A 14621-nucleotide genomic window follows, 5' to 3' on the forward strand; every position below is an offset into this window, starting at 1 on the left:
GATGATGAATAAGTCCGTAGACTGTAATTGACCGTTTACTTGGTCGAATGTTCCTTATGATAATAGAATTTGGAGCGTCAGGCACTAAAAGAGCACATTACTCTATAAAAATTAGTAGATTGAGAAAAAAGCATGTATTTTTTTGGCAAAATTTTAGGCGCATTTTTTGGTTTTCTGTTTGGTGGGCCTATTGGCGCATTCATCGGATTGTATATTGGACACCGCTTTGACCGAGCAAAAGCGATCAATCAAGCTCGTCAGGGTGGCTTTTCTGGATACCAGAGAACCGTGAATCCAGCGCAGCAAATAGAGTTTTTTAAAGCTGCGTTTTCGGTGATGGGCCATGTAGCGAAAGCAAAAGGTCAGGTAACCGAGAGCGAAATTCAGCTTGCAAGCGTCATGATGCAACGCATGAATCTGAATGATGAGCAGAGACGCATTGCTCAAGAAGCATTTCGTGAAGGCAAGTCATCGTCTTTTCCGTTGCGAGAAGTACTTGGTCGCGTTCGTGAAGTGAGTGGGCGCAGGCATGATCTGATGCAGTTTTTCCTTGAGCTGCAGATTTCCGCCGCCTTTGCCGATGGAAGTATTCATCCAAATGAGCGTGATGTTCTGCATATCGTGGCTGAAGTGTTGGGCTTTAGCGCCGCGCAACTTGAGCGCCGATTAAAGATGCAAGAAGCCGCTTATCGCTTCCAACAAAGTGGTGGCTATGGCGGACAGTACTCAGGTGGTGGTTATCAACAGCAAGCTACGACTCAAGATCAGCTTGCCGCTGCTTATGAAATCCTTGGGATAGAAGCCTCTGCTGAGCCTAAAGAAATTAAGCGTGCTTATCGCAAGTTAATGAATGAGCATCACCCGGATAAGCTGTCAGCAAAAGGCTTGCCGCCTGAGATGCTTGAAGTAGCAAAAGAAAAGGCGCAAGAGATCCAGAATGCCTATGATGTAGTGAAGAAAGAACGGGGCTTTAAATAAGGGCATTCTATGACGCTAAATTACGATGATGTGTTGAGCTTTTGGTTCGATGAACTGCAGCCAAGTGATTGGTTTCGCTCCAGTGCTGAGCTCGATCAACAGATTCAACAGCGATTTGGTGAGTTGCACGGTAAAGCGTGCGAATGCGAGTTGGCCTGCTGGCGCCAATCTCCGCAAGGGAGGTTGGCTGAGATTATCGTACTAGACCAGTTTTCTCGTAATTTATTCAGAGAGTCACCATTGGCGTTCGCAAATGACCCTCTAGCCCTTGCCTTAGCTCAAGAGGCAGTTTCCCTTGGCGTTGACGCCAAACTCCCTCCTCAGCAGCGTAGCTTTCTTTATATGCCTTATATGCACAGTGAATCTCTGTTGATTCACGAACATGGATTACAACTGTTTACTCAAAGCGATTTACAGCAAAACGTTGAGTTTCACCTCAAGCATACCGCTATTTTACAGCGGTTTGGTCGCTACCCTCATCGAAACAAGGTTTTAGGTCGAGAAAGCAGTAGTGAGGAAATAGAGTTCCTCACTCAGCCTGGTTCAAGCTTTTAGTCGGCTTTGTTGAGCTTCCAATCGTAATCAAAGCTCACTTTTCCTTCAAAGCCCGTGAGATCAGAGCGATACTTTGCGAGGTGTCTGAGTACACCTTGTTCCCCATCAAAATCCACCGCAAACCAATCGTAGATGGAAGACAGTTGCAGCTTGGCATTGCTTAGTTTTGCCCCCTTACCACTGTTGATAAAGGCTTGTGCGCTTTGTTCTAGCAGTTGTTCGGTATTGTCTGCGGTAAATGCCTGCACCTGAAGGTTAGGGCAACCTAGACTGGCACAATTAACGGCGTAGTGAGTTCGAGGGTCTTGCCAGATTGGTCGCAGAATTCGGTGTTCAATATCGTTGAGACTCAATGGCTTACCTGCTACCTCAATAATCTCCTCTCCCCAAGGTCCAAAGCTAAATAATCCGCCGAGCTTAGTGATGGATTTTACTGGGTAGTTATCTAGGATGAGGTCCACAGTCAAAGCATTGTAAAGATTAACCCAATAGGCGTATTGCTCTGCCTGAGAATATTGACGAGGGTCGATGTCGGCTAAAGATGAGACATAGGCTTTGAGGGCTTGCTTGTCTTTGTCTGTGACAGAGGCATAACGAAACAGCGTATTTTCCCCTCGTTCAACTAGATAAGCATCTAGCAGAATCTGCCACTGGCTGTGATCGATGCGTTGCGTGCTTTGAGTATGCTTGTCCCAAAATGGCCAAGGTTCAGATTTTGGCGCACTAAAGGCGTCAAATGACAGCAGTGACAGAATCAATATCCATACTTTGTACATGTCTTTCTCCAGTGTGATTTTATACCCATCGTACTTTCTGATCACTTACTTAGTGTGATTGGTATTGGCAAAAAAAAAAGGCCTTGTATAAACAAGACCTTTTAATTGGGAACTCTATTTCAACAAATTATGCTTAACGCATAAATGCCGGGATTTTGTTCTCATATTCTGTGATTTTCTCAGCGTGCTGCAGCGTCAAACCAATGTTATCTAAGCCATTCAGCAAGCAGTGGCGACGAAACTCATCAATTTCAAAGCTGTACTGCTTGCCATTTGCTGTCACTAGCATTGCTTCTAAGTCTACCGTCACCTCAGCGCCTTCATTCGCTGCAACAAAGGTGAATATCTCATCGACTTCTTGCTCGGTTAAGCGCACTGGAACCATCTGGTTGTTGATGGAGTTACCATAGAAAATATCGGCAAAGCTTGGTGCAATCATCACTTGAATACCGTAGTCAGCCAGCGCCCAAGGTGCGTGCTCACGTGATGAGCCACAGCCAAAGTTCTCGCGTGCTAGCAGAATACTTGCGCCCTTGTAGCGGGGCTCATTCATTACAAACTCCGGGTTTGCTTGCTCACCAGCATCATCTAAGAAGCGCCAGTCATGGAACAAGTGCTGGCCAAAGCCTGTGCGAGTTACCTTTTGTAGGAACTGCTTTGGAATGATGGCATCCGTGTCCACGTTAGCAGCGTCAAGAGGAACGACTAAGCCTGTATGTTGTTTAAAACCTGACATGTTATTTCCTCTTACTGCTGTTCAAAAGTGCGAATATCAACAAAATGACCTGCGATTGCGGCCGCTGCTGCCATTGCTGGGCTAACTAGATGCGTACGACCTTCACGGCCTTGGCGTCCCTCAAAGTTACGGTTACTGGTAGAAGCACAACGCTCTTTTGGACCCAAGCGGTCGTTATTCATTGCAAGGCACATCGAACAACCTGGTAGGCGCCATTCAAAGCCCGCTTCGATAAAGATCTTATCTAGACCTTCAGCTTCTGCTTGCGCTTTTACTTGCTCAGAACCAGGAACGATAAGCGCTTGAACGTGGCTTGCAACTTGGCGACCTTGTGCCACTTTTGCTGCAGCGCGCATGTCTTCAATTCGAGAGTTGGTGCAAGAGCCCACAAATACTTTATCAACAGGGTAATCAGAAAGCGACTTGCCCGCTTCTAGTCCCATGTAAGCCAGTGCTTTTTCTGCAGAGGCTTTCTCTACAGGGTCGCTGAAACTTGTTGGGTTAGGAATTGGCGTATCAACTGAGATGACCTGACCTGGATTTGTTCCCCATGTTACTTGAGGTTTGATCTCTGTCGCGTCCAGTGTAACGATTGCATCAAACTTCGCATCATCGTCAGACTTTAGGCTAGACCAGTAGGCAACAGCCTCATCCCAATCACTGCCTGTTGGCGCAAACTTGCGGCCTTTAATGTAATCAAAGGTCGTTTGATCTGGAGCGACTAGGCCTGCTTTAGCACCTAGCTCAATCGCCATATTACATACTGTCATACGGCCTTCCATAGACAGATCGGTAATCGCCTCACCACAGAACTCAACTACATAGCCAGTGCCGCCAGCAGCCGTTGTCTTGCCGATAATGGCAAGCACGATATCTTTAGCGGTAATGCCTTCTGCAACCTTACCCTTAACTTCAATCTTCATGGTTTTAGCTCGAGATTGCTTTAGGGTTTGAGTCGCTAGCACGTGCTCAACTTCAGAGGTACCGATGCCAAATGCGATGGAGCCAAATGCGCCGTGAGTCGCGGTATGAGAATCACCACACACAATGGTCATGCCCGGAAGGGTAATACCTAGCTCAGGGCCCATAACGTGCACTATGCCTTGATATTTATGGTTCAAGTCATAAAGGCGAACACCAAACTCAGCACAGTTGCGAGACAATGTTTCCATTTGGATGCGAGCCATTTCACCAGAGGCATTGATGTCTTTGGTGGTGGTGGATACGTTGTGATCCATAGTGGCAAAGGTTTTGCTTGTTTGACGTACGCGACGCCCTTTTTCACGTAGACCATCAAACGCTTGTGGTGAGGTCACTTCATGAACTAGGTGGCGGTCAATGTACAAGATAGGGTTTTCACCCTCAGCTTCTACCGCAATGTGCGCATCGTAGATTTTTTCGTATAAGGTTTTAGCCATTATTCTTTCCTTTTTCCTTCGCAAACGAATGCGAAGGAAATTCATCCATTTTAAGAGTTGCGAATGTATTCAGCGATCTTATCGCCCATCTCTGACGTCGTCAGCGCTGGCTTGTCACCCGCTAGATCTGCGGTAAGCTCACCGGCCGCTAGGGCTTTAGAGACTGCATTCTCGATATCTTTTGCTGCGGCTTCTTCACCTAGGCTGTAGCGTAGCATTAGCGCTGCAGATAGGATTTGTGCTACTGGGTTAGCAATGTTTTTGCCTGCGATGTCTGGAGCACTGCCACCGGCTGGTTCGTATAGACCAAAGTTGCTTTCATTTAGACTCGCTGAAGGTAGCATGCCCATAGAGCCTGTGATCATTGCGCATTCATCAGAGATGATGTCGCCGAAGATGTTTGAGCACAGCATGATATCGAATTGAGATGGGTCCTTGATAAGTTGCATTGTGGCGTTATCAATGTACATGTGATTTAACTCAACATCAGGGAAGTCCTTCGCGACTTCTTCTACCACTTCGCGCCAAAGAATAGAGCTTTGTAAAACGTTCGCTTTATCAATGGAGTAGACGTTTTTGTCACGCAGGCGAGCCGACTCAAACGCGATACGAGCAATACGCTCAATCTCATAGCGATGGTAAACCTCAGTATCAAAGGCTTTCTCATTTGCGCCTTCGCCTTCACGGCCTTTCGGTTGGCCGAAGTAAATACCGCCCGTTAGCTCGCGAACCACTACGATATCGAAGCCACGGTCTGAGATGTCTGCACGAAGCGGAGAGAAGCCCTCTAAGCCTTTGTGGATTTGTGCTGGACGTAGGTTACAGAATAGTTGGAAGTGTTTACGCAGAGGAAGCAGGGCACCACGCTCTGGTTGATCATTTGGTGGTAAGTTTTCCCATTTAGGGCCGCCTACAGAACCAAACAAGATAGCATCAGAAGCTTCACAACCGTTTAGCGTTGACTCTGGTAGTGGTGAGCCGTGATTGTCGATAGCAATACCACCTACATCATGCTCGCTACGCTCAAACTTAATAGAGTGCTTGCTTTCAATTGCATCAAGAACTTTGTGCGCTTGTTGCATTACTTCTGGGCCAATACCGTCGCCCGGTAAAACGGCAATCTTGTAAGATTTATCTGCCATGAAATGGTCTTCCTTAAATTTATAAATGTTTGAGCTACCCCTTGCGAATAGGACAAGGGGCGAAAGTATTAAACGGTTTCTTTGTTTCTTTTTTGCTTCATCACTTCGATTTGATCGGCACGATGAATGCTATTAATTACGTGCAGAAGTGCTTGTCCCGATGCTTCTACGATATCGGTCGCAAGACCTGTACCATGATATTTGCGCCCTTTGTAGTTGGCGATGATATCTGCCTGACCTAGACCGTCTTCACCTTCCCCTTTTGCTGTAAGGTCGAACTTATCTAGATCAATCTCGTAGCCAGTTAAGCGGTAAATACATTGGTAAAGAGCATCAACAGGACCGTTGCCCACTGCAGCTTCGCATTTTTCTTCATCGCCACATTGCAATTTGATGCTAGTGGTAGCCATTACACTACCAGATTGAACGCTTAAGTAGTTAAGCTTGAAGAAGTCATCTTCGTCACGAAGGTTGGCAAAGTGCATAAGCGCTTCAAGGTCGTAGTCGAATACCTGGCCCTTGCGGTCGGCCAATTTCAAGAAATCAGCGTACAAGGTATCAAGGTTATACTCTTCTTCTTTGTAGCCCATGCTATCCATATGGCTCTTCACTGCAGCACGGCCAGAGCGACTGGTCAGGTTCAGCGCTTGGTTTTTAAGGCCGATAGACTCAGGAGTCATAATTTCGTAGGTGTTCTTATTCTTTAGCATGCCATCTTGGTGGATACCTGAAGAGTGGCTAAAGGCATTGGCACCTACAATCGCTTTGTTTGCTTGAACTGGCATGTTACAAAGCTGAGAAACCAACTTGCTGGTACGGTGAATTTCATCGTGTTTAAGGTTGGTTTGAACACCTAAGAAGCTCTCGCGAGTCTTGATGATCATCGCGACCTCTTCTAACGAACAGTTGCCCGCACGTTCGCCGATACCGTTGATGGTGCCTTCGATCTGACGAGCACCTGCTTGTACTGCTGCAATCGAGTTTGCCACAGACATGCCTAGGTCATCATGACAGTGCACAGAGATGATCGCTTTATCGATGTTAGGAACGCGATTAAATAGGGTCTCGATGATGCTACCAAACTCATTAGGAACGGTGTAGCCCACAGTATCCGGGATGTTGATGGTGTTGGCACCAGCATTGATTGCCGACTCCACCATACGACATAGATTGTCGATAGGGGTACGGCCTGCGTCTTCACAAGAGAACTCAACATCATCGGTGTATTTACGTGCGTGTTTTACCGCGTTCACACCCATTTCAATAACATCATCGTAGCTACGACGAAGCTTGTCTTGAACATGAATGGTTGAGGTTGAGATAAAGGTGTGAATTCGGAACTGGTCCGCCACCTTTAGCGCCTCTGCAGCCGCGTCGATATCTTTAGCGACTGCGCGTGACAGTGCACAGATACGGCTGTTTTTGATGTGTTTCGCAATGGTTTGTACTGACTCAAAATCACCCGGGGAGGAAATAGGGAAGCCAGCTTCAATAACGTCCACACCCAAGCGCTCGAGTGCATAGGCAATCTGTAGTTTCTCTTTGACTGTTAAGCTCGCAGAAAGTGCCTGCTCGCCATCTCGTAGTGTGGTGTCAAAGACAATGACCTTATCGCTCATGTTGGCATCCTTTTTCCAGCGTTGTGATTAAATTTCAGCATAAAAAAACCCGCATTCAAGTTGCGGGTTTTATCAATCTTGGTGGTGTTTTTCGCCCACTAGCAACCCGCGTGTTTAAGTCACGATCAGGAGGAGCAGTAGAGAAGTTGAAACACCAAATTTCATAATAGAAAAACAATCCACCAATTAAGTTAACAAATTAGTACCGCAATTCGCCTGCAAGCGTCAAGGGGTAAGTGGAATAAATCTTCAACATTTCTTCAAAATTAGATTTACCCGTAAAACTTGCCATCTTAATTTCATCTTTAACGCATTGATTAAGCTAAATTAATCACTTTCAGCGTTTTTGATTAATTTAACTCCTCTCTATTTCAGTTTTACATCACTATAATTAATCAGGTGAGTAATTAAACAGTGGTTAGAGTTAGATGTCTAGAAAGGCGGGTCGCCCAGCGGAAAAGACAGAGGCGCGAGAGAGTCTTATTCGAAGCGCCAAGTTGTTGTTTAGTAGTATGCCCTATGAAAAAGTATCAACGCGCCTGATTGCAGAGAAGGCGGGAGTAAACTCGGCCATGATTCGTTATTACTTCGGTAATAAAGAAGGGTTATTTGAAGCCATGATAACTTCGGTAATGACACCGATACTCGACAGCATGCGTAGGCATAAGCAAAGTCCAAGTTCGCAGTCTTTAGAGAGTATCATGCGTGCTCACTATCTGGTCATGAGTAAGGACCCTGAGTTTCCTCGTATGCTCGCGCGTATCATGATGCAACCTCCCTCAGAGGTTCAGCGCCAAGTGACGGAAAAGATGTTTGATCAACTCGTAGGCACGCTTGGTGATGACCTACTCTTTACTCAAGATAAGCAAAATGTATTCCGCTCGGACTTAGATGTTAAGAAGTGCAAGCTTACCTTCATCAGCATGCTGATGTTTCCCTTCATCTCTCCGCCGGCAATACTGGAAAAGCATCAAATTGAGCTCACACCAACTTTTCTAGAAGAGATGCTACAGCACAATCTCAGTGTCATCGCATCAGGAATGATAAATACCAAGGTTCAGAACCAGGACAACACTTAATGAAACTTAACCGAAAACTGCTGTTTTTTCCCGCGCTGGCTGTCGGGATTATCACCCTAGTTGTGATGATTGAAACTCGACCTGATGTACCCACCAAACCTGCAGGAGACAGAGCAAGACCTGTCGAGGTCATGACTATGACTCCAGTATCAATGGCGCCAGAAGCCATCGGATTTGGACAGGTATCCCCCAAGTTTGAGTGGAAGGCGATTGCTGAGGTTACCGGAAAGGTGGTGTATCGAAACCCTGATCTTGAGCGTGGGCGCATTTTGACGGCGGGCACTGAAGTGCTCAGAATTGATCCGTTAGATTATGAGCTAAAGCTGATTCAAGCCAAAGCGGATTTAGGCTCCAGTGAAACTCAGCTTAAAAAGTTGGCTCTGGAGAATAGCAACAGCAAGAGCAGCTTAAAGATTGAAAAGAACCGATTAAAGTTGGCAGAAACAGAGCTCAAGCGTATTCAAGATTTGAGGAGCAAAAAAGTGGCCTCTCAGTCTGACGTTGATGCGCAGCAACAAACGTACCTTGCGCAGCAGAAGCTCGTTCAAGACATTGAAAACCAGATGGCGCTGTATCCTGATGAGAAAAAAGTGGCAGAAGCCTTGGTAGAAGTTAACCAAGCTAAAGTGAAAGAGGCGGAACGCTCCCTTGAGAAAACCAGTATTGTTCTTCCTCGCGATTTGCGCATTTCTTCTGTGGATATCGAGCTTAATCAGGTGGTAAACCTGCAACAAGAGATGATAGTCGCACAAGGGCTAGACGTAATGGAGGTTGAGGCACAGCTTTCCATCCATGATATGCAGCTGTTAGTGCAAAGCCTTGAAACAAAAGAGCGCGATGCTGTGGGCTCTCCACTGCCTAGTTTTTCACGCCTTAATGCCGAGGTCACCTTATCTAGCGGCAATTTGAAAGCGACATGGCCGGCTAAGGTAGCAAGAGTGAGTGATTCTATCGACCCTACCCAAGCCACCGCTGGCGTGATTCTTGAGGTTGAACAAGACTACAGCCAACTCTCTCCTAGCGGCACGCCACCTATGGTCAGTGGCATGCTGGTTCGAGCGAAGATCGAGGGAACAGAGTCTGCGGCATGGGTGATCCCTGAGCGCGCTTTGCACGGCGATAAGGTGTATTTATTCGAAGACAATAAGTTGAAAATAATGCCGGTTACCGTTCTCTATCGACGTGATCAGCAGGTGGTGGTTGATGGGGATTTCTCTGACGGGGATACCTTGATCCTTAACGACCTACTGCCGGCGATACCGGGTATGTTGCTGAAGCTTGAAATGCTTGAAGACGAGCCACAAGCATCGGAGGGTGACGCGTGATTCGTTTCTTTGCAAGACACCCAACAGCGGCCAACTTGCTGATGCTACTTATCTTTTTGGTGGGTGTTCTTACCTTACCCACCATCAAGAGAGAAACCTTTCCCGAGTTTTCGCCTCCCTACATTATGGCGACCATCGTCTATCCTGGTGCCTCACCAATGGAGGTGGAAGAGAGCTTGTGTGTCAGGATGGAAGATGCGGTAGATGGACTGTCCAATATCGAAGAAACCACCTGTGAGGCTATTGAAGGCAGCGCTCGTCTAACGTTGAAGCTGGATAACTCTGCAGACATTGGTCGTATGCTGGTGGATGTGCAAACGCAGATTAATTCGATCAATGACTTCCCAGACGAGATTGAATCTCCAATGGTGCAAGAGCTGGATTGGAACGAGCCTGTGGTAGATGTGGCAATTACTGCAGATACAAGTTGGCCAGAAATAAAGGCTTATGCAGAGAGCCTGAAGCGTACTATGAAGCTGGACTATGGCGTCTCCTTGGTTGATGTGTCTGGTTTCTCTGACCATCAATATCGTGTCGAACTCAATACCTACATCATGCGTCAACTCGGGCTGAGCGTGAATGACATAGCGTCCCAGATTGGCAAGCAGAACGTAAAATTGCCGAGTGGCAACGTAGAGACGCCAGAAAAGAATCTACTGATTCGCTTTGATGAAAGACGAGTCACCCCGCAACAACTAGAGAGTATCGTAGTGAGCTCGGGGCCTAATGGCTCTATTGTGCGCCTTCGTGACGTGGCCACCATTACCGATCGCTTCGAGCTGGATGAACAGAAGGTACTGTTTGATGAAAAGCCTTCGGCCATACTCAAGATCAGTAAAAACAAAGAAGATGATGCTCTTAGAATCAAAGATAATGTCACCCGTTTTGTTGATGATCAACGCGCGATCGCTCCCGATGGGGTCACTATTGAGATGACCAACGATCTCTCATCTGTGCTCTGGGATCGATTGAGCATGATGGTGCGCAATGGATGGCAAGGTATCGTATTGGTATTCGCCACTATGTGGCTGTTCTTTAGTTTGCGATATTCATTCTGGGTTGCGGCAGGCCTACCGGTTGCTTTCCTTGGTGGCATTTTTATGATGGCTAATCTGGGTATTTCCATCAACATCATGTCGCTGGTGGGTTTGTTGATGGCCATCGGTATCATGATGGATGACGCCATAGTGATTGCCGAGTCGATAGCCGCGCATCTTGATCGGGGGCAAAGCATTGATGATGCGGTAATAAACGGCGTGAAGAAGGTGCTCCCCGGAGTGGTATCTTCATTTCTAACCACAGTGTGCATCTTTGGTAGCTTGCTGTTCTTAGATGGTGAGATGGGTGCTGTGTTAAAAGCGGTACCGCAGGTGTTGATTCTTGTACTGAGTATCAGTCTTATCGAGGCTTTCTTGATCTTGCCTCATCACTTATCACACTCATTGCACAGTGCTAAGAAAGAGCGCCCAGACCTGCGCTTCAAAACGGCTTTTCTCGAGAAGTTTGAAGAGTTTCGTAACGGTCCTTTAGTGCGAGCGGTGGACAAAGCGGTCGAGTATCGTTATCTCTTTATGGGCTCGGTTATTGCAGCCTTGCTCATTTCTATTTCCCTGCTTGCCGGCGGGCATCTTAAGTTTGTGCCCTTTCCTGAGTTGGATGGGGATATCGCAGAGGCGCGAATTATCCTACCTCCAGGTTCTTCATTGAGCCAAACCGAAAAAGTCGTAGAGCGACTGGTTAAATCTGCTGAGAAACTTGATAAAGAGTGGACCGAAAACGTCGAAAATGGCGTTCCTTTAATTCAGCACATTACCGCAAGCTTTAACAGCAATGCGGATGCTAATGAGTCAGGTCCGCACATTGCAACGGTGCGCCTAGACTTGCTTGGCGCAGAAGTGCGAAATACCATCCTTGATGACTTTATTGATGCCTGGCGCGAAGATGCAGGGGAGATGGCTGCGCCTATTTCACTGGTATTTAAACAACCGACTATGGGGCCGGGCGGGCGCGCAATCGAAATCCGCTTGCAACATGATGATCTAGAGTCTCTCAAGGCGGCCTCAATAGAGATACAGTCTTATCTGAATGAGTTTGATGGCGTGCACGGCGTGCTTGATGACATGCGAATGGGTAAAGAAGAGGTCTTGGTTAAATTGCGCCCTGGGGCTGAAAGCTACGGGGTGAATGGGCAGATGATTGCAAGTCAGTTGCGCGCCGCCTTCTATGGTGAAACGGCAGATGAGATCCAGATTGGCGTTGAAAACATTAAGATTGAGGTGCGTTTAGACAAAGAGGAAGCGGGCAATCTTGAGCGTCTGGCTAACTTCCCAATTATCATGCCTGACGGTGCACAGATCCCTCTCGCAACCCTAGCAAGTTTTGATTTTCAGCGAAATTACGTGCGGATACAGCGTATCAACGGTATGCGAACCGTGGCGGTATTTAGTGACTTAGACACCTCAAAGGCAAGCTCTGGGGAGATTATCAGTAAGTTCAAGACTCAAGAACTTCCCAAGCTTCAGCAGAAGTACCCGGGTATTCGTGTTGATTTTGAAGGGGAGTCAAAGGACACAGCAAAGACCGGCTCATCGATGGGCAAAGGCTTCTTAGTGGGCTTGTTTGGTGTGTTTGCGATTTTGAGTTACCAATTCCGTAGCTATCTCGAACCCTTTGTGGTTATGTTGGCGATCCCGCTGGCCTTTATTGGAGTGATTTGGGGGCACTTCTTGCTAGGGCATAACATGAGTATGCCAAGTATTATGGGGTTTGTGTCTCTTGCAGGGATTGTAGTGAACGATTCTATCCTCTTGGTTCAGTACATACGCTTTCATGTGGATGAAGGAGATACAGTGCATGATGCTGTGGTTAAGGCGAGTCGAGAGCGCTTCCGAGCGGTATTTATCACCTCAATGACAACCGCAGCTGGTTTACTGCCATTGCTTTTGGAAACAAGCCTACAGGCTCAGGTTATTCAGCCTCTGGTGATATCGATAGTGTTTGGTATCTTTGCCTCAACAGTGTTGGTGCTGTTTATGGTGCCTTGCGCGTATTCCATATTGGCTGATTTTGGCAAGGTGTCTAAACATGAGAACCTTAATGCCTAACTATCAATGTCCAACTATCAATGGTTTTGTTTGAATACATCAAAACGTGCTTAAAATGTAATCTCAACTCAAACAAAACGTCACCTTCTTGTCATTTAACTTCCTTAGTTTGGGCATTAACCCTTTGGGTACCCATCTGGGAAGTTGATAAGGAAGGCGACATGAGTAGTTTTGATTTAGAAAATCAGGGTGTACAGCGAATAAACCCTATCGTTCGTTTTGATCTGGCATTTTCATTGTTCTGTCTTGAGCATAGATTTGCTTCTCAGGTTGGCTTATTTAGCAGGGCTGTCTCTCACTCTGGAGACGGCCATCTCTACGCAGCAATTGCTCTAATCGCTTGGGTCGCCGATTCGACTATTGGCAGTCTGTTTCTTGCCTGTGGTCTGATTTCATTTGTTATTGAGCTGCCGATTTACTGGGTTGCCAAGAACAGCTTTCGCCGTCGCCGTCCCCATGATTTGTCCTCTCGATTGACCAACTTTATTGAACCGTCGGATAAGTACAGCATGCCCTCAGGCCACACTGCTGCTGCGACCATTATGGCGGTATTAACTTGCGCCTTCTTCCCGAGCTTAGCTGTGATAGCGGTGGTTTGGGCTAGCCTCATTGCACTTTCTCGAATCCTACTTGGCGTTCATTTCTTTAGCGATATCGTTGCGGGTGTGATGCTGGGTTTAGCCAGTTCATTCATCGCAATGGCAATTGTGGGAGTCTAATTTGTGAAGATACTCTATGGCGTGCAAGGCACTGGAAATGGGCATATCGCTCGTGCGAGGGCTATGGCTGAGGCTTTTAAAAATCGAGATGGGATACAAGTAGACTTTGTCTTTTCAGGTAGGGAAAGAGAAAAGTACTTCTCGATGGAGTCCTTCAATGGCTATCGCTCTTTTTCTGGGCTCACATTCAACTCTCATTGTGGCAAGGTGGACTACCTAAAGACCGCCACCAATAATAACTTGGTGGAGTTGTTCCAAGACATCAACAGCCTAAATGTTAAAGACTACGATCTAGTACTGAATGATTTTGAGCCTATTTCTGCGTGGGCCGCTAAGAAGCACAAAGTGCCTTGTATTGGCATCAGTCATCAGAACGCGTTTCGCTTTCAGGTTCCAAAGAAGGGCTTTGGCTTGATGGATAAAACCATTATTCATCACTTCGCACCCTCAGATTTTCAATTGGGCCTGCATTGGTATCATTTCGAGCAACCTATTTTGCCACCTATTGTGCATACTTGTGCACAAGGTGCAGTAACCGAAGAAGCATTTATCTTAGTCTATCTGCCTTTTGAGGACTTAAAGCAAGTGGCAGATTTACTGCAACGTTTCTCTGATCACTCTTTTCGCTGCTACCACCCTGATGTAAGGGATGCGGATGACATCGGTAATGTGCAGTTTCGTCCCCTGTCGTTTTCTTCTTTTCAGAGGGATCTTTCTCGCTGTCAGGGAGTGATTGCGAACGGTGGCTTTGAGCTGCCATCGGAGGCGCTCTCTCTAGGGAAAAAACTACTGCTTAAACCCCTCAATGGACAGTTTGAGCAGCAAAGCAATGTGGCTACTTTGGAGTACCTAGGCTTGGGTTCTGCAATGCTGGAATTGGAAGCAGGAACAATACGAAAATGGCTAGGTGAACAAAAACCGGATCCGATTCGTTATCCAGATGTTGCCGGAGCTATTTCTGATTGGGTTATCGAAGGAGACTGGCATCAGCAGGAAGCATTAAGCCAAAAACTGTGGAAGAAAGTGGACTTTCCTAGCCATATAACACATCTATTGGATTGATCTGAGCGCCTCGTTCGGTCTCTTTTCTGTAGTGGTAAGTGACCATTTACTACGGGTCTCTTACCACTTTTAGTATATACACCTTTCATTAATGACTGCTTTTTGTCT

12 protein-coding genes are annotated in these 14621 nt (G+C 46.7%); 7 read left to right on the forward strand and 5 right to left on the reverse strand.

Going from position 1 to position 14621, the window contains the following annotated elements; translation table 11 throughout:
* Window positions 1-132 precede the first annotated feature (132 nt).
* Together djlA and A6E01_RS01615 are read left to right on the forward strand one after the other, a co-directional pair.
* Complete coding sequence (gene djlA / locus A6E01_RS01610) at window positions 133-978, forward strand: co-chaperone DjlA (RefSeq protein ID WP_017029034.1); 846 nt, start codon at window positions 133-135, stop codon at window positions 976-978.
* Between the two features lie 9 nt (window positions 979-987).
* On the forward strand, window positions 988-1533 hold the full coding sequence (locus tag A6E01_RS01615) for a DUF924 family protein (RefSeq protein WP_017031358.1): 546 nt from the start codon (window positions 988-990) through the stop codon (window positions 1531-1533).
* On the opposite strand, the gene A6E01_RS01620 is transcribed toward A6E01_RS01615, so the two are convergent.
* The 5 genes from A6E01_RS01620 to leuA form a co-directional block, all read right to left on the reverse strand.
* Window positions 1530-2309, reverse strand: a complete 780-nt coding sequence (locus A6E01_RS01620; RefSeq protein WP_065209437.1) for a DUF547 domain-containing protein — start codon at window positions 2307-2309, stop codon at window positions 1530-1532. The genes A6E01_RS01615 and A6E01_RS01620 overlap by 4 nt on opposite strands.
* Window positions 2310-2442: 133 nt before the next feature.
* Window positions 2443-3045, reverse strand: coding sequence for a 3-isopropylmalate dehydratase small subunit (gene leuD / locus A6E01_RS01625; protein WP_017028784.1), 603 nt, complete (start codon window positions 3043-3045; stop codon window positions 2443-2445).
* A gap of 11 nt (window positions 3046-3056) precedes the next feature.
* The gene (gene leuC, locus A6E01_RS01630; RefSeq protein ID WP_017031357.1) at window positions 3057-4463 is read right to left on the reverse strand and encodes a 3-isopropylmalate dehydratase large subunit; all 1407 of its coding nucleotides are present in this window, start codon (window positions 4461-4463) and stop codon (window positions 3057-3059) included.
* Window positions 4464-4513: 50 nt separating this feature from the next.
* Window positions 4514-5605 (reverse strand): 3-isopropylmalate dehydrogenase, encoded by a 1092-nt coding sequence (gene leuB, locus A6E01_RS01635; RefSeq protein ID WP_065209438.1) that lies wholly within the window; start codon window positions 5603-5605, stop codon window positions 4514-4516.
* 68 nt (window positions 5606-5673) lie between these two features.
* Window positions 5674-7224, reverse strand: a complete 1551-nt coding sequence (gene leuA, locus A6E01_RS01640) for a 2-isopropylmalate synthase (protein ID WP_065209439.1) — start codon at window positions 7222-7224, stop codon at window positions 5674-5676.
* A 428-nt stretch (window positions 7225-7652) separates the two neighbouring features.
* Here leuA and A6E01_RS01645 point away from each other — a divergent pair, with 428 nt between their 5' ends.
* From A6E01_RS01645 to A6E01_RS01665, 5 genes are all read left to right on the forward strand, one after another.
* Complete coding sequence (locus tag A6E01_RS01645) at window positions 7653-8303, forward strand: TetR/AcrR family transcriptional regulator (RefSeq protein WP_017028780.1); 651 nt, start codon at window positions 7653-7655, stop codon at window positions 8301-8303.
* A complete protein-coding gene (locus A6E01_RS01650) occupies window positions 8303-9628 on the forward strand; it encodes an efflux RND transporter periplasmic adaptor subunit (protein WP_065209440.1) in 1326 nt (441 codons plus the stop codon). The genes A6E01_RS01645 and A6E01_RS01650 overlap by 1 nt, the downstream gene beginning before the upstream one ends.
* The gene (locus tag A6E01_RS01655) at window positions 9625-12732 is read left to right on the forward strand and encodes an efflux RND transporter permease subunit (protein WP_065209441.1); all 3108 of its coding nucleotides are present in this window, start codon (window positions 9625-9627) and stop codon (window positions 12730-12732) included. The genes A6E01_RS01650 and A6E01_RS01655 overlap by 4 nt, the downstream gene beginning before the upstream one ends.
* Before the next feature lie 161 nt (window positions 12733-12893).
* A complete protein-coding gene (locus A6E01_RS01660; protein WP_017028777.1) occupies window positions 12894-13451 on the forward strand; it encodes a phosphatase PAP2 family protein in 558 nt (185 codons plus the stop codon).
* 3 nt (window positions 13452-13454) lie between these two features.
* Entirely contained in the window at window positions 13455-14513 is a 1059-nt protein-coding gene (locus A6E01_RS01665; RefSeq protein WP_065209442.1) for an MJ1255/VC2487 family glycosyltransferase, read from the forward strand.
* Window positions 14514-14621: the final 108 nt, after the last annotated feature.

This window comes from Vibrio breoganii, from assembly GCF_001677275.1.
GTDB classification, from domain to species: Bacteria; Pseudomonadota; Gammaproteobacteria; order Enterobacterales; family Vibrionaceae; genus Vibrio; species Vibrio breoganii.